The 21658-nt window shown below is 57.7% G+C and carries 21 protein-coding genes; 11 read left to right on the top strand and 10 right to left on the bottom strand.

Annotated elements, in window-relative coordinates:
- The first annotated feature begins 443 nt into the window (after positions 1–443).
- From ACYJ11_RS17220 to ACYJ11_RS17190, 7 genes are all read left to right on the top strand, one after another.
- Positions 444–1751 carry an urea ABC transporter substrate-binding protein gene (locus tag ACYJ11_RS17220; RefSeq protein ID WP_170098721.1) on the top strand — a complete coding sequence of 436 codons (1308 nt, stop codon included), beginning with the start codon at positions 444–446 and terminating at the stop codon, positions 1749–1751.
- A 2-nt stretch (positions 1752–1753) separates the two neighbouring features.
- Positions 1754–2692: an urea ABC transporter, permease protein UrtB gene (gene urtB, locus ACYJ11_RS17215; protein ID WP_461648707.1), complete on the top strand. Its 939-nt coding sequence runs from the start codon at positions 1754–1756 to the stop codon at positions 2690–2692.
- Positions 2693–3847 carry an urea ABC transporter, permease protein UrtC gene (urtC, locus tag ACYJ11_RS17210; protein ID WP_461648706.1) on the top strand — a complete coding sequence of 385 codons (1155 nt, stop codon included), beginning with the start codon at positions 2693–2695 and terminating at the stop codon, positions 3845–3847. It begins immediately after the preceding gene.
- On the top strand, positions 3847–4653 hold the full coding sequence (locus ACYJ11_RS17205; protein WP_461648705.1) for an ABC transporter ATP-binding protein: 807 nt from the start codon (positions 3847–3849) through the stop codon (positions 4651–4653). Before urtC ends, ACYJ11_RS17205 begins: the two co-directional genes overlap by 1 nt.
- Entirely contained in the window at positions 4653–5351 is a 699-nt protein-coding gene (locus ACYJ11_RS17200; RefSeq protein ID WP_461648704.1) for an ABC transporter ATP-binding protein, read from the top strand. The genes ACYJ11_RS17205 and ACYJ11_RS17200 overlap by 1 nt, the downstream gene beginning before the upstream one ends.
- Positions 5352–5527: 176 nt before the next feature.
- Entirely contained in the window at positions 5528–6943 is a 1416-nt protein-coding gene (locus ACYJ11_RS17195; protein ID WP_188978409.1) for a sodium-dependent transporter, read from the top strand.
- 209 nt (positions 6944–7152) lie between these two features.
- Positions 7153–7596, top strand: coding sequence for a MaoC family dehydratase (locus ACYJ11_RS17190; protein WP_188978410.1), 444 nt, complete (start codon positions 7153–7155; stop codon positions 7594–7596).
- A gap of 237 nt (positions 7597–7833) precedes the next feature.
- Here the strand turns inward: ACYJ11_RS17190 and ACYJ11_RS17185 are convergent, their stop codons facing one another.
- From ACYJ11_RS17185 to ACYJ11_RS17165, 5 genes are all read right to left on the bottom strand, one after another.
- On the bottom strand, positions 7834–8592 hold the full coding sequence (locus tag ACYJ11_RS17185; protein WP_461648703.1) for a creatininase family protein: 759 nt from the start codon (positions 8590–8592) through the stop codon (positions 7834–7836).
- Between the two features lie 570 nt (positions 8593–9162).
- Positions 9163–10305, bottom strand: a complete 1143-nt coding sequence (locus tag ACYJ11_RS17180; RefSeq protein ID WP_461648702.1) for a GAF domain-containing sensor histidine kinase — start codon at positions 10303–10305, stop codon at positions 9163–9165.
- 23 nt (positions 10306–10328) lie between these two features.
- A complete protein-coding gene (locus ACYJ11_RS17175) occupies positions 10329–11765 on the bottom strand; it encodes a glycosyltransferase family 2 protein (protein ID WP_461648701.1) in 1437 nt (478 codons plus the stop codon).
- Positions 11766–11768: 3 nt separating this feature from the next.
- A complete protein-coding gene (locus tag ACYJ11_RS17170; RefSeq protein WP_461648700.1) occupies positions 11769–12893 on the bottom strand; it encodes a HEAT repeat domain-containing protein in 1125 nt (374 codons plus the stop codon).
- Positions 12894–12908: 15 nt separating this feature from the next.
- The gene (locus ACYJ11_RS17165; protein ID WP_421642697.1) at positions 12909–13286 is read right to left on the bottom strand and encodes a response regulator transcription factor; all 378 of its coding nucleotides are present in this window, start codon (positions 13284–13286) and stop codon (positions 12909–12911) included.
- A gap of 118 nt (positions 13287–13404) precedes the next feature.
- Between ACYJ11_RS17165 and ACYJ11_RS17160 the strand changes: the two genes are divergently transcribed.
- Positions 13405–15558 (top strand): hypothetical protein, encoded by a 2154-nt coding sequence (locus ACYJ11_RS17160; RefSeq protein WP_461648699.1) that lies wholly within the window; start codon positions 13405–13407, stop codon positions 15556–15558.
- Positions 15559–15665: 107 nt separating this feature from the next.
- On the opposite strand, the gene ACYJ11_RS17155 is transcribed toward ACYJ11_RS17160, so the two are convergent.
- Positions 15666–16118, bottom strand: a complete 453-nt coding sequence (locus ACYJ11_RS17155) for a pyridoxamine 5'-phosphate oxidase family protein (RefSeq protein WP_461648698.1) — start codon at positions 16116–16118, stop codon at positions 15666–15668.
- 194 nt (positions 16119–16312) lie between these two features.
- Here ACYJ11_RS17155 and ACYJ11_RS17150 point away from each other — a divergent pair, with 194 nt between their 5' ends.
- Entirely contained in the window at positions 16313–16537 is a 225-nt protein-coding gene (locus ACYJ11_RS17150) for a hypothetical protein (protein WP_188978424.1), read from the top strand.
- A gap of 68 nt (positions 16538–16605) precedes the next feature.
- Here the strand turns inward: ACYJ11_RS17150 and ACYJ11_RS17145 are convergent, their stop codons facing one another.
- Positions 16606–17037 carry a DCC1-like thiol-disulfide oxidoreductase family protein gene (locus ACYJ11_RS17145; protein ID WP_461648697.1) on the bottom strand — a complete coding sequence of 144 codons (432 nt, stop codon included), beginning with the start codon at positions 17035–17037 and terminating at the stop codon, positions 16606–16608.
- 211 nt (positions 17038–17248) lie between these two features.
- Between ACYJ11_RS17145 and ACYJ11_RS17140 the strand changes: the two genes are divergently transcribed.
- Positions 17249–18547, top strand: a complete 1299-nt coding sequence (locus tag ACYJ11_RS17140) for a DUF6498-containing protein (RefSeq protein WP_461648696.1) — start codon at positions 17249–17251, stop codon at positions 18545–18547.
- 29 nt (positions 18548–18576) lie between these two features.
- Here ACYJ11_RS17140 and ACYJ11_RS17135 read toward each other — a convergent pair whose 3' ends face one another.
- Entirely contained in the window at positions 18577–18903 is a 327-nt protein-coding gene (locus tag ACYJ11_RS17135) for a hypothetical protein (protein ID WP_461648695.1), read from the bottom strand.
- A 306-nt stretch (positions 18904–19209) separates the two neighbouring features.
- Positions 19210–20400 carry an outer membrane protein assembly factor BamB family protein gene (locus ACYJ11_RS17130; protein ID WP_461648731.1) on the bottom strand — a complete coding sequence of 397 codons (1191 nt, stop codon included), beginning with the start codon at positions 20398–20400 and terminating at the stop codon, positions 19210–19212.
- 500 nt (positions 20401–20900) lie between these two features.
- Here ACYJ11_RS17130 and ACYJ11_RS17125 point away from each other — a divergent pair, with 500 nt between their 5' ends.
- Positions 20901–21164 carry an MTH865 family protein gene (locus tag ACYJ11_RS17125; protein WP_005533173.1) on the top strand — a complete coding sequence of 88 codons (264 nt, stop codon included), beginning with the start codon at positions 20901–20903 and terminating at the stop codon, positions 21162–21164.
- Positions 21165–21272: 108 nt separating this feature from the next.
- On the opposite strand, the gene ACYJ11_RS17120 is transcribed toward ACYJ11_RS17125, so the two are convergent.
- The gene (locus ACYJ11_RS17120) at positions 21273–21470 is read right to left on the bottom strand and encodes a heavy-metal-associated domain-containing protein (protein ID WP_188978430.1); all 198 of its coding nucleotides are present in this window, start codon (positions 21468–21470) and stop codon (positions 21273–21275) included.
- Positions 21471–21658 lie beyond the last annotated feature (188 nt).

The following is a 21658-nucleotide window of genomic DNA, read 5'->3' as shown; positions in this document are numbered from 1 at the left end:
GACTCACGTCCAGTCTGTCGGCAGTGTCGACGGGGACTGCTCCTGTGACGCGGGCGAGAATATAACGGGTGATTTGCGGACTGAGAACGCAAAACTCGCCGACAGCGGTGAGCCAAGTCGATGTGACAAGATTACTATCATAATCTCTGCTTTTGCCGCATCGACCAATTAGGAATCAAAATTGCGGAAAAATCTAAATATTCTCGTTAATACTATCGGCTCAGGTGATTATTCGTCATATCCTTTGACGACCTTATACTGTCAAGACTGTGTGGTGGACAATATAAGATAAAAGTGGCAAACCTTATTTGCCACCTCCCGGACGGCAACATTGTGAACGAAATCATGGACGAATGTCAGGATATAGTGAATAAAGAACGAAATATGGCCAATCATGATAGACACAACAGCCATAGCAAATACATCGCATCGGAGGTGAAAGCATGAGTCGGTCCCCTCTCAGCCGCCGACAGTTCCTCGGCGCGAGCGGGGCCGCACTCGTCACCGGCCTCGCCGGCTGTTCCGCCGGCGAAGGCGGGACCTCCACGGACACGGCAAGCAGCACCGACACCCTCAAAATCGGGGTGCTGGAGGACCAGTCCGGGAACTTCGCCCTCGTCGGCGACCCGAAGGCAAAGGCGTCGATGCTCGCTATCGAGGAAATCAACGCCAACGGCGGTATCGACGGGAAGCAAATCGAGACGTTCCAGCGCGACCCACAGTCGGACAATCAGCGCTATCAGGAGCTGACCCGCACGGCGATCAACGAGGAGAACGTCGACGCCCTGTGGGCCGGCTACTCCTCGGCAACCCGGGAGGCCATCCGGCCGATAATCGACCGCAACGAACAGCTCTACTTCTACACCACGCAGTACGAGGGCGGTGTCTGTGACGAGTTCACCTTCGCAGTCGGCCCGACCGCCCGCCAACAGCTCGGTATCGTGCTCCCGTATCTGGTCGAGGAGTTCGGCCCGGACATCTACACCATCGCGGCCGACTACAACTTCGGTCAGCTCTCCGCGGACTGGGTGAAGGTGCTGGCCAACGAAAACGACGCGAACGTCCTCGGCGAGGAGTTCATTCCGCTGAGCGAGTCTTCATTCGGCTCGACGATCAACCGGATTCAGGAGGCCGATCCGGACTTCGTCATGTCGATGCTCGTCGGGGCGAACCACACGTCGTTCTACGAACAGAAAGCCTCTGCCGGGCTCGACATCCCGATCGGCACCTCGACGGCGATGGCACAGGGGTACGAGCACCGGCGGCTCGACGCCCCGGCGATGGCCAACATCTACGCCGGCGTCAACTACATGGAGGAGGTGCCGACCGAGAGCAACACGGGCGACGGTGGCTTCGTCGACCGGTACTTCGAGATGTACCCCGACGCGCCCTACCTCAACGAGGAAGCCGAGACCAACTACTTCTCGACGTACATGTACAAGAAAGCCGTCGAGCAGGCCGGAACCACCGAACAGCCGGAAGTCATCGATGCCCTGGAGTCGGGCATCGAACTCGGCACCGAGGAGGCACCTGAAGCACCGGAAGGCGAGACGATCCGTCTCGACGGCGCGACCCACCACGTCGACCATCACATGTGGATCATGCGCGCCGACGACGAGCACAACGTCGAAGCCGTCGAGAACCGCCAGATCCCCGAGACGTTCCTCTCGGAGACGGCCGGCTGTAACCTCCCCGAGAACCCGGAGCAGACCCAGTACACCCCGGTGGACTACTACGAGGAGGCCGAGTAGGGATGGTAAACGGGATCAACCTCGCGCTTCAGTTCCTCGATAGCTTCGCGTTCATCGTGCTCGCCGCGGCGGGGTTGGCCATTATCTTCGGGATCATGGGCGTCATCAATCTGGCACACGGGGAGTTCATCCTCATCGGTGCCTACACCGCAACGCTGGCCGTGACGCAACTCGGCCTCCCGCTCGTCGTGGCGATGCTCGTTGGCGGTCTGGTCACCGGCCTCTTCGGGATTCTGACCGAGCGGGTGATTATCTCCGGAGCCTGGCCCAATTACATCAGCCAACGGACGCTGGGCCGGGATGTTATCGACCCCCTGTACGACCGTCTGGCCGATTCGATGGTCGCCACGTTCGGGCTCAGCCTGATACTGACTCAGGGGGCCCGAATCCGCTTCGGCAACTCAATCGACCAGATAGCCACGCCGTTCGGCGCAATCTCGTACGGGGAGTTCTCGTACTCGACGTACCGGATCGTCCTGGCCGGCGTCAGCATCGGGCTGCTTCTGGCCACATATTACCTGTTCACCCGGACTGACTTCGGAATGCGCGCCCGGGCGACGATACAGGATAAGGAAACGGCACAGGCCATGGGCGTCAACACCGACCGAATGTACATGCTGACGTTCGGGTTCGGATCGGCGTTGGCCGGGCTGACGGGCGCGCTGTTCGCACCAGTCATCACGATGCAGCCGACGCTGGGTGACCAGTTCCTGGTTGAGGCGTTCGTTGCCGTCGTTGTCGGGGGGCCGAGCGTCGTCCTCGGGACCGCGCTGTCGGGGGGTGTCCTCGGGGCGATTCTAGCCACGTTCTCGAACCTCTACGGGACGTTCATCGGTCGTATCGCGCTGCTCGTCGCCGCGCTCATCGCGCTCCGGTTCCTTCCCGATGGCATCACCGGCTTCATCGAACAACTGCGGCAACGGAGACAGGAGAGCGACTAGATGTCGACAGATAGTGCAACCGGCGAGGCGAACAGGTCTCTCGCGAGTCGGCTCCGGAGTCGGTTCGAGGGGCCGAACACGATAGGGGAGTCCCGCGGGTTCTGGGTCGGCTTCGTCGTCGCCGTGGCGGCGCTCGCCGTCTACCCAGCGTTCGGTGACGGCTCACAGCTGTCGCTGTTCATGGTGCTTGCCTTGCTGGGGCTTTCGCTGTCAATCGTCTGGGGCTACTCGGGCGTGCTGAGCTTCGGCCAGGTCGTCTTCTTTGGCATCGGAGCCTACACGTTCGGCGTCGTCTCGATCAACTTCGCGACCCCGGGCGGTATCACGGCTGCCGTCGTCGCCGGCATTGTCGGCGGGGGCGTCAGCGCGGCGATACTGGGCTACTTCATGTTCTACGGCGGGGTGCGAGACGTCTACGTCACCATAATCACGCTCGTCTCGACGATCGTCATGCACACGTTCATGGCCCAGACCGCGGGGTCCGAGTGGGCTATCGGCGAGGCGGCGCTTGGCGGCTTCAACGGAATGCCGGACATTCCGGTGTTGACGCTTGGCGTCGAGGGGGCTTCCTACCAGTTCATGTACAACCCGTTCCCGATGCGGGTTATCGGAATCGGATCGTTCGAGATCAGCCCGTTCTACTACCTCGTCCTCCTCCTGCTGGTCGGGACGTATCTCGGACTGCGTATCCTCGTTAACTCCGACTACGGCCGCGTGATGGTCGCTGTCCGGGAGGACGAGGACCGAACCGAGATGTTCGGCTACAACGTGACTCGCGTCAAGTTCGTCGTGTTCACGCTCGGGGGAGCGCTGGCGGGCCTGTCCGGCGTACTGTACGCTGCACGGAACGTCTACATCGACCCCACCGTGTTCTCGCTGCTGTTCGCGACGCTGCCGGTCATCTGGGTGAGTATCGGTGGCCGAAAGAGTCTGCTCGGGGCCGTCGTTGCAACGCTCGCCGTCGAATACCTCCGCATCTCGATGGCTGGAGAGCTGGCGCTGGTCCTGCTTGGGACCCTGTTGCTGGTGACGATTCTGGTCCTTCCGAGTGGCTTCGTTCCGTGGCTCCACGAGCAGCTTGTCGAAACTCGACTCGGCCCGGGCGAAGCCGGCGGGGCTGACGCACCCGACGCGTCGAGTGAGGTGAGTGATTAATGAGTGATACTGAAACCGAATCCGAGGTCGACTCGCTCGGACCGAACGTCCGACAGACCGCTGCGGAACTGGCAACGGGAGACAGAACGGAGACGCTGCTGCAGACCGACGGGCTGGTCAAGCAGTTCGGCGGATTCACTGCCACCGACGACGTAGATTTCTCGGTCGCCGAGGGAGAGCTCCGCTGTCTCATCGGCCCCAACGGCGCTGGCAAGTCGACGCTGCTGAACCTGATTACCGGCTCGTACGAGGCGACCGACGGCAGTATCTACTACAACGGCCACGACATCACCGACCTTGACCCACACGAGCGGGTCTCTCGTGGTATCAGTATGAAATTCCAGGTCCCGTCCGTGTACGGTGACCTGAGCGTCAGAGAGAACGTCAGGCTTCCCGTCCAGCAGTTCGCCGACGGGGAGAAGCGACGGCGGCTGGTCGCCGAGGCTATCGAGGCTGCGGGGCTCACCGGCTACGAGGACGTCGATGCCGGGCAGCTCTCACACGGGCAGCAACAGCAACTGGAAATCGGGATGGCCGCCGCGCTGGAACCCGACCTCCTGCTACTGGACGAGCCGGTCGCCGGCCTTGACGTGGCCGAACGGGAAGCCATCGCCGAGCGGATCACGCGGCTCAACGAGGAGCAAGGGATCGCCTTCGTCGTCATCGAGCACGACACCGATTTCGTCGCGAGCATCGCCGAAGAAGTGACTGTCCTGCACAACGGCGAGGTGTTCCGCGAAGGGCCGATCGAGGAGATAGAGTCGGACCCCGAGGTCCAGCGGATATATCTTGGAGGTGAGTCGTGATGCTCGAACTCGACGGTGTCACCGCTGCCTACGACACGACACCGATACTGCGGGACGTGGACCTCTCTGTCGAAGAAGGAGAAATCGTCGGCGTGATGGGGAAAAACGGCGTCGGCAAGACGACGCTCCTGAAGACGGTGATGGGATTGCTGGAGCCCAGCGATGGGGCCATCAGCTACGATGGCACTGACGTAACCCACGCGAGTGCCGACGAACGCGCCCGGGCCGGTATCGGCTACATTCCGCAGGGCCGCGACGTGTTCCCCAAGCTAACCGTCGAGCAGAACATCAAGATGGGCGAGACCATCCGGTCAGACAGCGACGAGACGCTGTACGACCAGATATACGATTACTTCCCGGTCCTGGAAGAGCGGGCCAGCCAGGAAGCCGGCACGCTCTCGGGCGGGCAACAGCAGATGCTCGCCATCGGCCGCGCACTGGTCTCGAACCCTGACCTGCTCTTGCTCGATGAACCGTCCGAGGGCATCCAGCCCTCGATCGTTGACCAGATCAGTCAGGACATGCAGACGATCAACGACGACCTCGGGACGACGATTCTATTCGTCGAGCAGAACCTCGGGGTCATCCGCGAGATGGCTGACCGCTGTTACGCGATGGAGCGTGGCACAGTCGTCGACGAACTCGGCCCGTCGACGATTGCCGACGAGGACGCGATAGCGGAATATCTCGCGGTCTGAGGCGGGCTGCCATCGCAGTTTTCGACTCCGTCGCCAGCGACAGGCGGTCGCCGTAGAAACGATTGACAGCAGTTCGGAGATATACTGGACTGTCGGCTAGCTAACTCCTTCCTAATTACACGGAAGCAACCGAATCAACAGGAACTTGAGTACCCACTGAACAGACCTGTACACGAATGTCCGATCGTGACTCATGGATATCGAACCTCGGCTTTGTACTTGCCGCCGTCGGCGGTGCAGCGGGCCTCGGGAACATCTGGCGGTTTCCGTGGCTCACTGCCGGGAACGGTGGCAGCGCGTTCCTCATCGTGTACCTGCTTGTCGTCGTCGGCATCGGCGTCCCGGGACTACTCGCTGAGTTCGTCCTCGGACGGTGCGGGCGGCAGACACCGACCGCGGCGCTTCGTTCGCTCACGGGCTCCCGCTGGGGATCGTGGCTGGGTGCGTTCAACGTTCTGACGACTCTCGTCATCCTCTCGTTCTACTCCGTCGTCGGCGGGTGGATCCTTCGCTACACACTGGTCTCTCCGGTCGGGGCATACTTCGGGCAGCCCCAGCAGTACTTCGGGGCGATGAGCTTCGGGCTCGAAGCGGTCGCTTATCACCTGCTGTTCCTCGGTATCGTCGCCGCAATCGTCTTCTTCGGCGTGAGCCACGGCATCGAACGCGTCTCGAAAGTGATGCTCCCTGGCGTCGTGATAATCCTCATCGGCCTCGCCGTGTGGACGGCCACTCAGCCGGGCACGGCCGCCGGCTACGCGTTCTATCTCAGCTTCGACGCCGACTACCTCGCCGCGAACTTCCTGAGCGTCATCGGGCCAGCGGCGGGCCAGGCGCTGTTTACCCTCTCGCTTGGTGCTGGGGTAATGCTGACGTACGCCTCGTATCTCGACGACAACGCATCTCTTCCGCGAGATACGCTGGTTATCGCTGTCTCGAACACGTTCATCGGTGTCCTCGCCGGGCTGGTCGTCATTCCGCTGCTGTTTTCCCAGGGTGTCGACCCAGGACAGGGCGGCCCCGGTGCGCTGTTCGTCGCGCTCGCGACGGCGTTTGCGACGCTGCCGGGCGGGGAACTCGTCGCAACGGCGTTCTTTGCGACGGTCTTGATGGCCGCGGTGACCAGCGGGATCAGCCTGCTCGAAACGCCGGTGGCAACGCTCGTCGACAGCTTCGGCGTCCCCCGACGCCGTGCAACGGTGCTGGTCACAGTCCTGCTTGCGGCCACTGGGAGCGGGCTGGCACTCACGAGCCCGGTGTTCCAGTTCGTTTCCGGCACGCTCGCAGATCTCATGCTGACCGTCGGACTGTTCGCATTCACTGTCATCGTGGGCTGGCTGCTCCGTGGGGAAGCGCTGGCGGAGTTCCGAGCTGGAACCGATCGCTTCGAATGGGTAGCCAGACCGTGGCTACTAACCGTTAGCTGGGTTCTCCCCGTCGTCGTGCTGTTCCTGTTGACGAACACGCTCGCGTCGCTCGCCGGAATGTCGCTGGGGCTCGGCGGCCGAGCACTTATTGCTGTGGTCGGCACTGTTGCCCTTGCTGTCGTAGTTACGAGCGGAAGCTGGAGCGACCGGTTGAGTTCGAGCTAAGTACGCCCGTCTTGATTCTGCCGATGTTCTGAGCACGTCTCCACCGAGAGGGCTTTCTTTTCCACTTTGGCTTCCTGCACATCGTTCGCCAACGACTCCCATATGCAGTGCAATAATTCCTAAATCCGGTATTGCCGCCATACTCGCGGAAATGCATCCTGTCGGTGGTCGCGCCGGGTTTTTTGTTTGTGCACCCTGTTCATGATCGTATGAAACTTTACGAGGATGTTTCGGTTGGTGACGTACGTCAATCCGATGGATACACTGTGTCGAAATCCGAGATTGTAGAGTTCGGCGAGAAGTATGACCCGCAACCGTTCCACACCGATGAGGAGGCAGCGAAAGACTCCGTCTTCGGCGGGCTAGTCGCCTCCGGGTGGCAGACCGCCGCGATCTGTATGCGTCTCAACGTCGAGAACAGCGAGGACATGGCAACTCAGGCTGGCGTCGGCGTCGACGATCTCCGCTGGCATCAGCCGCTCCAGCCCGGTGACACGCTACGACTACGAACTGAAATCATCAACAAGCGACCCTCCGACAGCGACCCCAGCCGGGGACTCATCACAACCCGCCACGAAGGGCTGAATCAAGACGACGAGCTGGTTATTTCGTACGAAGCGACAGCCATGATCCGCCGCGAGACCGACGAGTAACGACACAGCCAAGCTGCGGGATACTTACACGTGGCTATCTCGCCTTTTTACCGTGTTCTGGCCCACAGCATCGCTCCCGCCGGAACAGTCTGAGACAGTCTGCGAGATTGCCACGTACGCATTCTGGTGTTGACGTGTATTCGAGTCGTAGTCACAAACCAGTACGCATCGGCGAGGACTGTTGGTACCGTCTTTCTCAGACAGCGCCCAAGCGGACACACACTCTCACGCCTTCGACTAAATTGCGTTGCGTTCTGCCTCGACCGCTTCGACGTACGCCTCGACAACATTCTCGATAATCGCTTCGCCGGCCTCGGTTGTCGCCGCTGTCGGATCACCGAGGACACCGTTTTCGGTGATTGATTTGAACCCTTCACTTAGCAGCCGAGCCGGCGAAATATCACCTTCAGGCCCGGGTTCGATATTCTCCGTCCTGACGAGGCCCTCATCGATGGCTAGTACAATCGCTGTTTCGGCGGCCCCAGCATGGATTACATCCTGTTCGTACTCGATACCGGCCTTACTGAGACCCTCATTCAGCAACTGCATATGCTCGTCGAGGTCAGCGAGCGGGATCACTGAGGCTTCGAGTTCACGTGCGATGTCGGGAGCCACGGTTTTGACCGGCCCGAAGTTCCCACCGTGAGTCGGGACGAGAACGATGTGTTCGAAGCCATGGGTGTCGAGGGATCCGCAGTACGATCGGATGACATTCATCAATGTCTCGGGTGAAACGGTTATGGTACCGGGGAACTCCATATGGTGTCCTGAACATCCGGGGCGAATTGTGGGGGCCGCAAGAGCATCACCCAACTCAGTCGCCATTCGGCGCGAGAGTTCGTCCCCGTCCAGCGTATCCATATTCAGTGGCAGGTGTGGGCCGTGTTGTTCGATCGAACCGACAGCGACGATTACTGTCCGTGTTCCGTTTTCGATGGCGGATTCAATTTCTGGCCATGCCAGTTCCTCAAGACACACTGACCTGCGAGAAGACATTGCTGTCAATTATCTGGTTTGTAGTAAATACCTGCCGAAACCTGAACATGATTACCCATCAGTCGGCAGCGGGTCCGCTGGCAGCTCGCTTTTTATGCTGAGTATCTTCGTTCCGGTTGATTGAGTCCGATGCCGTTGTCGGTTTTGCGTACCGACTGTGATGGCCTCGCACCTGAAGAGAACGATCTGGAGGCAATAACTGTAACTGACTTCCCCCCGGACGATTCCCTCGCTGTTAGCCTTCGACACAATCAGTGCAACGACTAGCACCGGGAAGCGAGGACTGACCACACTCTGTGCACGCATCGAGGCCCGCGCTTGGCTTCTCCCGTGGGACAGGTATCGTGTCCAGTGCTTTTCGCAATCGCTTCTTCATATAACACCATATGCGGTCCTATATTTTAATATTTGGGGAGAATATCTGATTGAGGGGGCAACTAGACGCATAACTAGCCATAGTCTTGGATGAATGTACTGAGATATCATTCCATATGTGCGCAATTAAACAAAACCTGTTTAGTCTGGCGACGCTACACTTTGTACCCGTACTGATGGACGAATGACGTGAAGTCAGACCGTCTTGCCAGCTTTCGTGGCCGTCCCAATGTCTGAGAAGATGAATTTAGTTTCTTCGGGCGTCGTTTCTACGTCGCCCTCCCAGCCATGCCCAGAAACGATTCGCTCTACGATCAAGAGGCCAAGGCCGACTCGATTTTGGCCGAACGAGCCACCAAACACCGACTTTGCTATCGGTTCTGGCAGTTCAGGTCCGTCATTACTGACCTCAAATCCGGTCTCCGTGCCCCGAACCGAGACTATCACATCCTCCCCACAATGCTCTTTGACATTGCGGAAGAGATTCTCGAATAGTTGCTGGAGACGCGATCTATCAGCCATAATCGTACGACTGTCAGAGACAGTCAATGTGGCGTTCGGCGGCGAAACGATATCCCATGCGTCACGTGCAATCGCCGCGATATCGACCGGCTCTCGCTCTCCGACATCTGCACCGTCGCGGGCCAGTGAGAGTGTATTTGTAATGAGTGTCTCAATCCGGTCTAAAGAGTCAAGCACTGTGTGTAAGTGCGTCGCAACTGAGTCAGGCACAGATTCCAAGGCATATTCTGTGTATCCGATTGCAGCCGTCAGTGGGTTCCGAATATCGTGTGCAAGCACCCCAGCGAACTCGTTGAGGCGCTCATTTTGCGCTTCGACGGTCTGGTAGTGTTTGTGCCGCTCTATTTCGTAGCTGATCCACTGCGTTAATAACTCGACGAACTGCTGTTCTTGCTCTCCAAAGTCGCGCTTTCGAGGGCTGTCGTCAGAGTAACAAAGCGTTCCATATGTTTCACCGTCGACCAGTATTGGTGAGCCGATATAGCACTGCAAGCCGGTAGCCTCTGCAGCGATATCATCAGCATATTCCGAAGCGTCTGCATCCGATACAATCAGCATCTCGCGGTCGTTGACAACGTGTCGACACCACGTTTCGTCAAGATTGTGGACTGTCCCGGCCGCGTAGTCTCCCGTCTCAATTGTCGATCCAACAACATTGTACTCTCCTTCAGCCGTGTATGAGAGCACGCCATAAGCCAGCCCCAGCCGATCACGTCCGATTGTTATCGCCTGCTCGATTTTTTCATCTAATGACAATGAACGATTTGCGCCGAGTTCGTACAGGTCTCGAAAGTAATCGTCAGCATCCGCTGCCATAGCCATTTGGTTACATATATCACTCAGCTATCTTCATGGTTTTCAACGCTGAACCCGCCTCGCTCCATGACGCCCCAGCTATCTACCCCGCGGAAATACTCGAGGAGGCCCTGCCAGGCCACGATAGTCTTCCACTGTCGGTAACCGAAGTTTTCCAGCACGCCGTACCACAGTAGTCGTCCTATCTGTCGTGGATCTTCGTATCGGTTGAAACTCCAGACTTCGCTGAACACGCCGAACCATGACAGGAATATCCCAAATCCAGTCGTCAGCAAAAAGAAAACAATGAAAAATTCGATACTCAACACCCCAAAGTACCACGCAAGCGGGAGAATAATATATCCTAACCCTTCGATAAGTGGGCCAAACATCTCCGCTGCGACAAAGAACGGAAAAATGACTGTTCCAACGCGGCCGTACGATGGGTTAAATAGCATTCCTCTGTTCGTGACAACCGTCTCAACCATTCCACGGAACCAGCGACGGCGTTGGCGGCCGAGCACGCGTCTACTGCTTGGAACTTCTGTCCAGGCGACCGGCTCGGGCACAAAATCAACAGTGTATTCCCGACCTTCATCGGTCAGATACCGGTGGAGGCGAACGATGATGTCGAAGTCTTCTGTGATCGTGTCATGGCGGTAGCCACCGATTTCCCGGACAACGTCGGTTCGAAAGAGACCGAACGCACCTGAGATGAGAATCAATCCGTTAAGCCGATTGAGTCCGAGTCGGCCGGAGTAGAACGCACGGAGATACTCCATTACCTGTAGTCCTGGGAGCCCAGTCTTCGGAAGATTCACCTCTTTGACGAGGCCATCTCTGACGCTACATTCGTTTGCCACTCTGATGACGCCGCCCGTCGCAACCGTCGTCCCTGGCCGCTTGAGAAACGGTTTGACAATCTGCAGTAAGGCATCTCTGTCGATAAGCGTATCCGAATCGACTGCACAGAACAGCGGCATCTCTGTCAGCCAGATACCAGCATTAAGTGCGTCACTCTTACCACCGTTTACTTTGTCAACAACCAATAGCTCTTCATATCGGGTTGACCGGTATGTCCCGTGTATCGCTTCGCTGGGCACTTCGAATGGCACCTCTGCCTCGATTTCTTCGAGTTCAAACCGTTCGATCAACTTCTTGAGTGTTGCATCAGTTGACCCATCGTTGACGACGACAACCTCGAGTTCTGGGTAGTTCAGCGACAGCATCGACTGGACACTCTCTTCAATGGTTGCTGCCTCGTTGTAGGCTGGAACGACAAGCGCAATCCCTGGATAGAACGGGCTTGCAAACCGCCTGAACGGCTCATCCCAGTTTGCCTCGCGAACATTGTCGCGTAGCTCGAACAGAGCCAGGATATGGAGACAGAGATAATAGCCGTTTACTACGAGATAGTACGCAAGAACGAACAGTCCAGTTACGCCGAACACCGTGACGGCCAGATGAGTCGTTGAATGCATTCGTTATCCCTGGGTGGCCCGGGTGTGGCCCCGGGCGACACTATCGTATGATGCGTGTTCACTGCTCCATTCCCAGGCAGCGCCGAGAATGGCCGGTCCACTACGACCGATCTGATCCTGTCGCCGCACCAGTGCGTTCGTTCCACGGACTAACGCCCGTGGATCCTCTTCGGAAACAAGCGCATAGAGAAGGATTGTCACTGCCTCTTGATCGCCCCATGAACCCAGCATCTCGTAGACAGCACCCCGAACACGCGGCGAGGAATCAGCCGTGGCCCGGGCCAGAAACCGTGAATCCCGAAGTTCCGGCCGCCAACCAAAACTGCCAAGCGCACTTGCTGCGGCCGCTCGTACACCCTCATCATCAGCCTCTAAATTGGATGTCAACCACGACACATCTGCTGTGCGAATGCCTGTCCCGAGTTGTCCGTGAACGAGTAACACCTGCGCCAACAGTGCATCTGACCACGCCTCGTACCGGTTTGCTGCAAGTGCAAACATCGCATCAGGGGCCTCCCGGGCAAGCCGATACAGTGTATCTTGCCCGAAGACACTGAACTCTGTTGTCGCCCCATCTAGCAGTAACTCGACGCCCTCCGCGGGAGAATCCAACTGTCCGGTCTGAAAGAGAAGGCGCGCAACGGCCGCTCGTTCGGCCTGTGTCGTTGGCTCGTAAGATGCCGCATGGTACGGGTCTGGATCATCTAGTCTGATGAGCCACGTTAACGCCTGTAATCGAACGAACGTATGACCACGTTCTAAATCAGCTCGAGCCTCATCTGGGATGCCCAATGCGACACCGAGTTGCTTGAGTGAATCGGCTTCGCTCCCGTCCAGTTCACGGAGATACTCTGCTAGAAGTTCCGTCGCGACGCTCCGTTCTGTCTTCGAAAGAGTAGGAGCCCATTCGTCCCATTTCGGTTCTGGTGCAAAGGCTCTGCTGAGTAGCTCGCTTTGCACGTTCGATCGCACGCGGCTCCGCTGTGTGGCCTTGAGATACCGGTAGCTCGACAGCCCCATTGTGAGTGCAAGCGAGACTACGAGTCCGATTCCAACGAGAAGTCCCAGAACAGAGAGGATGACACTGATGGGTACGGAATACTCACCTACTGCCACGGCACCCTGCATCACCGGCACTCCTGCTCACGCCGTCGCATATCTTCGAACCCGAGCTAGCAGCTCTTGCGCACGAAACGGCTTGGTGACATAATCATCTGCGCCGGAGTCAAACCCCTCCAGTACGTGCTCTTCCTGTCCACGAGATGTGAGCATGACAATGGGTAAGTCCGAACGCACTGCTAACTCACCGCTCCGGATCATCCGTAGTAGTCGGGTCCCGTCGAGACGCGGCATCATCACATCACAAATAACCAGTGCTGGTTCATATCCTGTATCAAGCAGATCGGCCGCGGCCTGTCCGTCCTCACAGACGCGGACAGCGTATCCCGCACTCTCCAATCGGTGGGTGAGCAACTGCCGAAGTGTTTCATCGTCATCAACTACGAGTATTTCATCACCCATTTGTTGTTGTCGCTAATATATGCAGAGTCAAAAGTCCGTCTAATAATATATCAGTGGCTAGTAATTACTATCCATTAGAGAGCAATAGAGTAATCAGATACAGAGCCATATGCTATCTATGGAACGTCGCCGCTTTCTCGCGTCTGTCGGTGTGACTGGGGCTGCTGGTGTTGCGGGGTGTTTAAGCGAGAACGGTAATCAACCGATGTTTCAGGTTCGTCGGAAAGGGTTTGAGCGACTCACTGACGACGGGTATGAACCGCTGACCGTTCGTGGCCTGAACATTGGTATGGCAAAGCCCGGCTATTTCCCGGGGTCGGCAGCCATTACGCGTGATGAATACGACCGCTGGATAGCGGATATCGGCGCTATCGCCAACGTGATACGAACGTATACGATTCACCCCCCCGAGTTCTATCAGGCCCTTGCAGCGTACAACGCGGATGCAACCGATCCGCTGTACCTACTGCAGGGAACGTGGGTACCACACAAGCCACTGGTCACAGCAGGCGATGCAACCAGCATCTCAGACACAGTCGATCAGGAGCTACAGCGTACCGTGGACGTTGTCCACGGTGATGCGACTCTTCCAGACAGAGCCGGGCACGCTGGTGGTGTCTACGATGCTGACGTTCACGAGTGGCTTCTGGGGTACTTATTCGGCATCGAGTGGCCACCATCCGTCGTCGAGGCAACGAATCAAGCCATCGACGCTGGGACGTACAGCGGGTCGTACGTACAGAGTGATGGGAGTGCCTTCGAGCGGTGGCTTGCGGAGCGGTTAGACGGCGCTGTCGCACACGAGACCACCAACCATGACTGGCAAGCCCCTGTCGGGTTCGTCAACTGGGTGACGACTGATCCGCTGGAGCATCCGTATGAGCCATTTGTAGACGAAGATTCGGTCACGATTGATCCGGATACTGTCACCACAACTGACGAGTTCGATCCGGGCACGTTTGCGGCATACCACGTCTATCCGTATTATCCCGACCTGCTCAATGAAACACCGGACTACGTCGACTTTATTGACCACCGTGGTGAGCCCAATAGCTATGCCGGCTACCTCAATGACTTGGTCAGTGTGACAACCCATCCCCTCCTCATCGCTGAGTTCGGAGTGCCGAGTTCACGGGGTATCGCACACCGTGACGTACATGGGCGTCATCAGGGCCAACATACTGAGCAGTCCCAGGGCGAGATCGTCGCGGCGATGTACGAGGACATCGTCAAGGCAGGCACCGCAGGCGGCGTTGCGTTCGCATGGCAAGACGAGTGGTTCAAGCGGACGTGGAATCTCGATGCCCGCTCGGTCCCCGACCGCCGTCCGTACTGGTCAAACATCGAAACTCCCGAACAGCGATTCGGATTGTTGGCGTTTGAGCCGGAGAATGCGGTTTCCCTGTCCGGCAACAGCTCAGACTGGGACGACGCCACTGTGATCAAGCCACAAACAGCAGCCAATGTTCCAGCCGATCAACAACTCGAGGAGCTTCGCATCTCACACAGTTTAGAAGGATTAGAGATGCGAGTAATGCTCGGTGACGTAGCCGACCCGATGGACTGGAGTCGGGTGAACATCATCCTGACAGTTGGACTACGTGGGCAAGAGACGCCACTCCCACTCAATACGGGTGCGACAGCCGCTGCTGACTTTGTCGTTCATCTGTGTGGACCAGCGACATCCCGCTTGTTGGTCCAGTCGTCGTTCGACGCGTTCGCCCGCGAATTCGGCTCTCAGGCGGGCGTACCAGTGCAAGAATATCGCGACGGAACGGCGGGATTCGTTCCGGTACGCGAGCCTATCAATCGTGGATACACTGTCCCAGCGACCGGCGATGTGGTTCCGTTCGAGGCCGTCGAAACGGGACAGCTCACTTACGCGAACGGGGACCCGTCATCGCCAGATTACAATTCGCTCACTGATGTCCACGTCAGTCCAGCAGACCGAACAGTCGAAGTGCGACTGCCCTGGGTTCTACTCAACATTGCTGATCCGTCAACCAAACAGCGAATCGCATCGGACTGGTCTGACGGTCTTGAAACAACGTCCTTCGATACAATAACAGCTAGCGCCGCAACATACCGTCCGACCACAGACGGACAACAGGCACGGGCCATCGATGGCACAACAAATCTCATAGACGCTCTCCCCGGACGCAACGGTACGACAGTGGACACAGCCACGTACAGCTGGGAACAGTGGAACCAGCCATCATATACCGAGCGATTAAAACAATCATATGACGCTTTGCAGAACTCGTGGAGTTAGCTTGCTGTGAAACCCCCGCGCTCGTGCCCACATGGCGACTCGTTCATGTCCATGGCAGCGTTAACTACAGCATGGCCCGTCAGCACAGGGCTAGAAAAGACACACGATCACTGCTGTCCGACAGCGCGGCCTGACCGTTCCTGGACTTTCAGTGCCCATACGTTGGGATTCTCCTGTAGTTCATACTCAGAGAGAAGGTTTGACTGGTACGCGTTATCAGCGAGTGACTCACGTGCGCTGTCCCATTCGTCTATTTCGATGCGTTTGAGCGGTCCGGCGACAATCACACTCCGCCATGCACCATCTTGACCAATATCGAAGGTGGTAAAACTCGCTACGTCGGCCTGCTCCGCGTAACTCTCTTTCCGGAGTTCGGTGGTTGCGCCCAAAAACACGAAGTACAGGGTGTCCTCTCCGTCGTACCCGAAAGATAGCGGCACGCCGTATGGCACTCCCTCAGCGGCCATCGACAGCACACCAACACCTCTCTCGGTTAGCACCTCATCAATAATGGAATCTTCCAACTCTGCGCCCAATAATGGTTGGTAATCTGAACTCATAATCAAAATATGTTCTTGATGCTGAATTAAACCCGGAGACGATTCTCGGGTACTCGGAATGCGACTCTTAATTAACGAACCCGGGGAAGCGCAGGAGCACAGACCACCAATTCAACAGCTGACAAGCGACAGCAATCCCTGTCACCTGCTACCTGAGTACGAGGCTTTGTTACCTGTCAGTCCGAACAGGAGGTATGGCAATCGACCCACTGACGAACGACGACGTTCTGGCGGTCCTCGAAGATTGCGAGGCGACGGCGGTCCCGACAGCACACATCTCTGCACGCCTTTCGGCCCCGAAACCGTATGTCACGACACATCTCCAGCAACTCGCTTTGAAAGGTCTGGTCGGGTTCAACACGCACAGGGGTGTTCGCCGCTGGCGGCTTACAACCGCCGCGAGGGCAGCTAGTGAGTAAGGCACAGGTGCCTTCCTGCTATCGTCTCGTTACCACTGCCTCAGAAAACGCTGGGAAAGAACAGACGATTATGCGTCGGCGCGAATGTCCCGACCAACGGCGTTTCTCGCAAGCGTCCCGAAGCGGTCTTGCGCGTCGTCTGTCAGTGCGTATTGCTCGTGGACATCGTCTGGTTCTCTCCCACGCCCACTCGCCAGCCCAACGACGTGGGCGATTCTCTCGTAGTTCTCTCTGACGAGCGAACCGACGAGATCGGGGAGCCCGGCGCGGCCGGCGAGTTCTTCGGCGGCTGCGCGGCCCGCGAACACCTGCTGTGCCGGCCGGTCGACTAAAACCATCGCAAACGGCGGCTCGTCGAACTGGGCCGTCAGAAACGACTGGGCCGACTCATCGTACCACGAGATCGCGCCGATATCGTCGACCTGTTCGAGGGCTTTCGCAGCCACCGAGCAGTACGGACATTCGCCGTCGTAGATGAGAACCGAGCTAAAACGGACCATGTATTCACTAGGGGTTCTCGCCGGATATATCGTTGGATTGGGAGTGTGCAGGTAGTGCCAGTGGCTAGTTCGGACAGCGACTGGTCTGCCTGTATTCCCTGAACTGCCACCTACATGAGCCGAAGCTGTGTGCCGACTCTTGCCCTGCTACCTGACGCAGTCGGCTGTGCAATCAGTTCGTTCATACGTCACTAGCTATCACCATAGAATAATGCCCTCCCCCGGACGGATTCTCCGTACAGAGGATAGCCGTCGGACGGAACTACTCGGAACTATCGTCTCGAATTCGCTTCCGATCGTCGGTGTTGCGTTTCTCGACTGGAGTGCGGCTGCATTGCTGTTTCTCTATTGGTTTGAGCTTGGCGTCGACTCGGTCTGGGCACTCATCCGGGCAGTGTTCGCCGGTCGCCCGCCGGAGATTGAAACTGGAACCTTACTTATCGGACCGCTGGCACAACGGCAGTTCTCCCTCGCTATCCCGCGAACCGATCTGCGAGTCTATTTCACGACCCTGCTCGTGCTCCCGGTTACTGTTCTCATCCTGGTGGTCGTCTGGTTGTTTACTGGGGCCTTGCTGATCGGCCCGTTGCCGGAACCCGGCACGGAGACGGTAACTGGTGTCCTGCTGGCAACTGTCGGAATTTTCCTTCTGACGGGCGTCACTACGGTACGGAATTACTTCTACAACGGGGAGTATCGGAAACACAACTCGACGACGGCGTTTCGCGGACTGTTACCTCGGATATGTACCGTCTTTTTCGGCGGCATACTCACTTTGACACTGATAACAGCAGCTACCGAGGGGCCTGAAGCAGAACTCGGCAGTCTCGACCCGACTGTTGTCGGACTCCCACTGTTACTCATGGTCGTCTGTCTCAAATTCACGTCTGATCTCTTGGGCGTCTATAGCGACCGTCTTGCCGTCTATTTCAAGTCCTACGATCAGGAATACGGCTGGCAAACGGCCCCGCCGAAGGCACGATCTATCGACAAGACACTCGCTGATGCACCTGAGCGGGTTCGTCCGGTCCGTTGGGGACGGGTCATCGGCGGCCTCCTCAGATTTCCATCTCACCCAGGCAGCCTGTTTATCGGTGGTATGGGGCTGCTTGTTGCGGTCCTGTTTGCAATCGGCAGTGCCTGGGATATCGTCGCCGTGATCGTTGTCGCAAGCGTTAGCATCCCGGTTTTCCTGCTGTGTCTCGACCAGCTATTGCGATATGGAACGATCGAATACCGAATCGACGCTGACGCTGGTGTGCTCGTCGCATATGACCGTCTGTTTGGCACGGCACTCTGGCGCGTCGAGTCGGGGGAGGAACGTAGCCTCCGCGTTGAGAAGACGCCGCTTGATTCGCTGCTCGGCACAGAGACGGTTACTATTGAACACACTGAAGGCGAGTATATACTGCCACATTTGCCTGATACCGCCTCAGTCGTCGCGGCGTTTGACCGACAACCCGAGCGGTCAGAACAGATACTCCCCGGTCGGGCTGGATTACTCGGGTGAGTCGTTTGAGCGGCCTGTGGCGGGCTTCACTATCTATCATTGGCGATCGTGTTGTCGCTCCATAGGTCATAGCCGACGACCAGCGCCATGCCACTCGTTGGGATAATCAATAGCAGCCTGCCAACGGGTGCGAAGTCAATGCCAGCCATCGAGAGACCGATGTATGCCACAGCCAGTACCGGTGGGACAGTGAGTGCAGCACCGAGTCGAGTGCTGTCCGCCCGGAGATAGCCAGCGCCCCAGCCGACGAGTCCCAGTATTATAAGCGGAATCGCGAGCGCCAATATGAGGAGCGCGGTGAGCTCTCTTCCGATATCGTTTGTCCCGGCTGTTGTGAACAACAGCGTTCCGAGCAAACAGGCTCCGGCCCCAACGAGAGCACTGAATGCGAACACGCGCTGTAAGCGAGACATCGACGCGCTGTCACGCCTGAGTACTGTGCCCAGCCCGACTAACAGCAGCGCATTCGCGGTTATGATGAGTCCCGGTCTGAGCGTCCGTTGTACCCAAATTGCGCTAAACGGCGGTGGGTTGAACACATACGAATCACCCGGCCGCGGTGTCGGCCAAAGTTCGAGCGGCACTGCGGTGATGAGCAGACAGACTGCACTCAACCCAAGCAGCGGACCGGCCAACCGATATGAGCGACGCCACATGGCAGGTCACTCACCTCCGAGGGCCACGACGGTTCCGTCCGGCGACACGCTCACGATTCCGCCATCGAGTACCGCCAGTGAGACTGCCTGATACTCGGTCGGATACTGCCATACTGCCTCGCCGAGACGCGTGGTGAACGCGGTGAGGCCATCATCACTCTGGAACGTGAACACAGCGTCATCAGTCGCGGCAGTCACCGCGCCACCGAGATTGATTTTCGAGCACCACCGGGGCTCTGGTGGCCCGTTTTCGACGCGGTCGAAGGCGAATGTTGCGCTGGCGGACTCACCCGGGCGCTCGATCGCATACACGCTATCAGGCGTCACGACCGGGAACTCGAGTGACCGTCTGTCGTCGAGACGCCACTGCTCGCTCCCGTCCGTAAGTGACCGGCCTATCAGGTCGCCGTACGTGTTGCTCACATAGACGGTCCCATCAGAGACGACGGGATAGCCCTCAGGTCGATCCGAGTGTTCCCACTGGACCTCGCCAGTTGCGGCGTCTACCGCCACTATCTCCTGTCCAGCAATAATGACGGTGTCGTCAGCTACGGCCAGCCTCGTCCCGTCGGCGGTCGCCGTCCACTGCCGGCGTCCGTCGTCGGTCGCAAATCTCGCTACCCCGTCAGTCGTGGGGACGAACAGGGCGTCGTCAGTCACAGCTGGAACGCCTGCCCCGGCCGTGTCGGTGTTTCGCCACGCAACTGCTCCGTCCGCAACCTCGAATGCAGCGATACTGTCTGTCGTCGCGAGAAAGACGCGACTGTTCGCTATCACCGGTGGCGCTGGTTCGTCTCCAATGTCGACCACTGACGGAACCGTCGCCGGTGTGAGATCTCGCCGCCACTGTTCTTCGCCGTCACGGAGCGATAGGGCGACGACACCGGTCGCTGTCGTTAGCACGACAGTGCTGTCGGCGACGACCACCGCGCTTGCACCGGTGGTTTCACTGTCACCGGACGATGTTGAAATATCTGCGTGCCATCTGACCGATGGTGTCGTGGTTTCCATCCCGACTGGCGCATAGCCCGTGTTCGTCGCGTCGAACCGCGGCAACGGCCACGAGCCGTCGGGCACTGTCTCGAAGCCAGAACTGTCGATATCCGGTTCGACTGTATGAGATGGGTCTGGTGCGCCGTCGTCAGGGCACGACGACGAACAGCCAGCGATACTGGCGACTGATCCAGTGGCGACCATTCCGAGGAATGTCCGCCGCAGCGTGGAGGGCATCGACTGCCTGTTCTGATAGCTCGATAAAAAATGTTAATACGATATCCCAACGTGCAAGAAATTCAACCACCGGTTGTCCAGAAGACTCATACACATTCTCAGCAACAGTCTGGGAGACTCTCTACTATTATTCGAGAATTATTTCTCAGACAAATGTAACAAAACTTAGAAAAACATTCCCAACAGCGGTTCTATAGCCGAAACGACGCTCGCTACAACTGACGAACGACTGGAAGGCGCTTTCGACGACGGGGATGGCTCTGAAGCCCGATACAAACTCAGAAGTGCGCGACAACTTCTACAAGTAGTTCAAGAGCCACAGGATATCGTGGTCGAAGCCATCGATACTGCCGCCGAGGGCGAAGACATCCTGAAAAACATCCGCTAACTCGGCTATACCGAGTGATGCGTGACTACGACTGTTTGCACAGAACAAGCCTTTTGTCTCTCTCAACCAAGTCTCCGGTATGACAGAAGACACTGCCGGGCAGCTTCGAGCGGAATTAGAGGCGGTTTTCACCAGCGCAGAGTACCCTGTCGAGGAACCGATGGAACTAGTGCCAGTGCTGCCGGACGGCCCAAGTACGACCTTCGAAGCAGGGGATGTCCGCGTCGGGGTGATGGATTTTGGTACAGAATACGCCGAGTATCAGGACTATCCCTACGAGACGGCTTCGGCCCTTATCGACGATTTGATGGCCGGCTTTCGGGAAGAAGGGCTGTTTGACTGAGCCGAACTTTCCGTCTCCCCTCTCCACGGGGTGACAGTCATCCGCTACCCAGCAGTGGTACCGAACCCGTATCGACAACAGTTACTACAGTATTTGGGACTGGCTGTCTCAGGTCCCCGCGTCATACCCCGCATCCTCCACAGCGGCGATGAGTTGTTCCGTGCTGACATCGCCGTCGACAGACACCTGATCGGCGTTTCTGTCGGCCTCTGCGTCTTTGACACCGGCGAGCGCCTCGATGGCTTCTTCGACGGTCTGCTCACAGTGACCGCAACTCATCCCTTCGACGGTCAGGGTTGTGGACATGGTGTTTTAAACGAGGAAGGCATGGAACTTTTCGATTACGAATTAACTACCAAAAACCTAGCAAATAGCCTCGAAAACAACAGTCAGATATTCACAAACCTCATTCGGAAGTGCTGTAATCTGGGCGAAACAGTTTGTGTTGTAACTGAAAGTCACAAGAGCTTTTTACTTGCTTGGTAACCTTGCAC

Source organism: Haloarcula sp. H-GB5 (genome assembly GCF_054850705.1).
The sequence above is the reverse complement of the archived record's forward strand: the minus strand, read 5'-3'. Positions and strand labels throughout refer to the sequence as shown.

Bases quoted from the DNA above. Each gene is read 5' to 3' on its own strand.
- ACYJ11_RS17220 (WP_170098721.1), top strand. From the start codon at position 444: ATGAGTCGGTCCCCTCTCAGCCGCCGACAGTTCCTCGGCGCGAGCGGG.
- urtB (WP_461648707.1), top strand. From the start codon at position 1,754: ATGGTAAACGGGATCAACCTCGCGCTTCAGTTCCTCGATAGCTTCGCG.
- urtC (WP_461648706.1), top strand. From the start codon at position 2,693: ATGTCGACAGATAGTGCAACCGGCGAGGCGAACAGGTCTCTCGCGAGT.
- ACYJ11_RS17205 (WP_461648705.1), top strand. From the start codon at position 3,847: ATGAGTGATACTGAAACCGAATCCGAGGTCGACTCGCTCGGACCGAAC.
- ACYJ11_RS17200 (WP_461648704.1), top strand. From the start codon at position 4,653: ATGCTCGAACTCGACGGTGTCACCGCTGCCTACGACACGACACCGATA.
- ACYJ11_RS17195 (WP_188978409.1), top strand. From the start codon at position 5,528: ATGTCCGATCGTGACTCATGGATATCGAACCTCGGCTTTGTACTTGCC.
- ACYJ11_RS17190 (WP_188978410.1), top strand. From the start codon at position 7,153: ATGAAACTTTACGAGGATGTTTCGGTTGGTGACGTACGTCAATCCGAT.
- ACYJ11_RS17185 (WP_461648703.1), bottom strand. From the start codon at position 8,592: ATGTCTTCTCGCAGGTCAGTGTGTCTTGAGGAACTGGCATGGCCAGAA.
- ACYJ11_RS17180 (WP_461648702.1), bottom strand. From the start codon at position 10,305: ATGGCAGCGGATGCTGACGATTACTTTCGAGACCTGTACGAACTCGGC.
- ACYJ11_RS17175 (WP_461648701.1), bottom strand. From the start codon at position 11,765: ATGCATTCAACGACTCATCTGGCCGTCACGGTGTTCGGCGTAACTGGA.
- ACYJ11_RS17170 (WP_461648700.1), bottom strand. From the start codon at position 12,893: ATGCAGGGTGCCGTGGCAGTAGGTGAGTATTCCGTACCCATCAGTGTC.
- ACYJ11_RS17165 (WP_421642697.1), bottom strand. From the start codon at position 13,286: ATGGGTGATGAAATACTCGTAGTTGATGACGATGAAACACTTCGGCAG.
- ACYJ11_RS17160 (WP_461648699.1), top strand. From the start codon at position 13,405: ATGGAACGTCGCCGCTTTCTCGCGTCTGTCGGTGTGACTGGGGCTGCT.
- ACYJ11_RS17155 (WP_461648698.1), bottom strand. From the start codon at position 16,118: ATGAGTTCAGATTACCAACCATTATTGGGCGCAGAGTTGGAAGATTCC.
- ACYJ11_RS17150 (WP_188978424.1), top strand. From the start codon at position 16,313: ATGGCAATCGACCCACTGACGAACGACGACGTTCTGGCGGTCCTCGAA.
- ACYJ11_RS17145 (WP_461648697.1), bottom strand. From the start codon at position 17,037: ATGGTCCGTTTTAGCTCGGTTCTCATCTACGACGGCGAATGTCCGTAC.
- ACYJ11_RS17140 (WP_461648696.1), top strand. From the start codon at position 17,249: ATGCCCTCCCCCGGACGGATTCTCCGTACAGAGGATAGCCGTCGGACG.
- ACYJ11_RS17130 (WP_461648731.1), bottom strand. From the start codon at position 20,400: ATGGTCGCCACTGGATCAGTCGCCAGTATCGCTGGCTGTTCGTCGTCG.
- ACYJ11_RS17125 (WP_005533173.1), top strand. From the start codon at position 20,901: ATGACAGAAGACACTGCCGGGCAGCTTCGAGCGGAATTAGAGGCGGTT.
- ACYJ11_RS17120 (WP_188978430.1), bottom strand. From the start codon at position 21,470: ATGTCCACAACCCTGACCGTCGAAGGGATGAGTTGCGGTCACTGTGAG.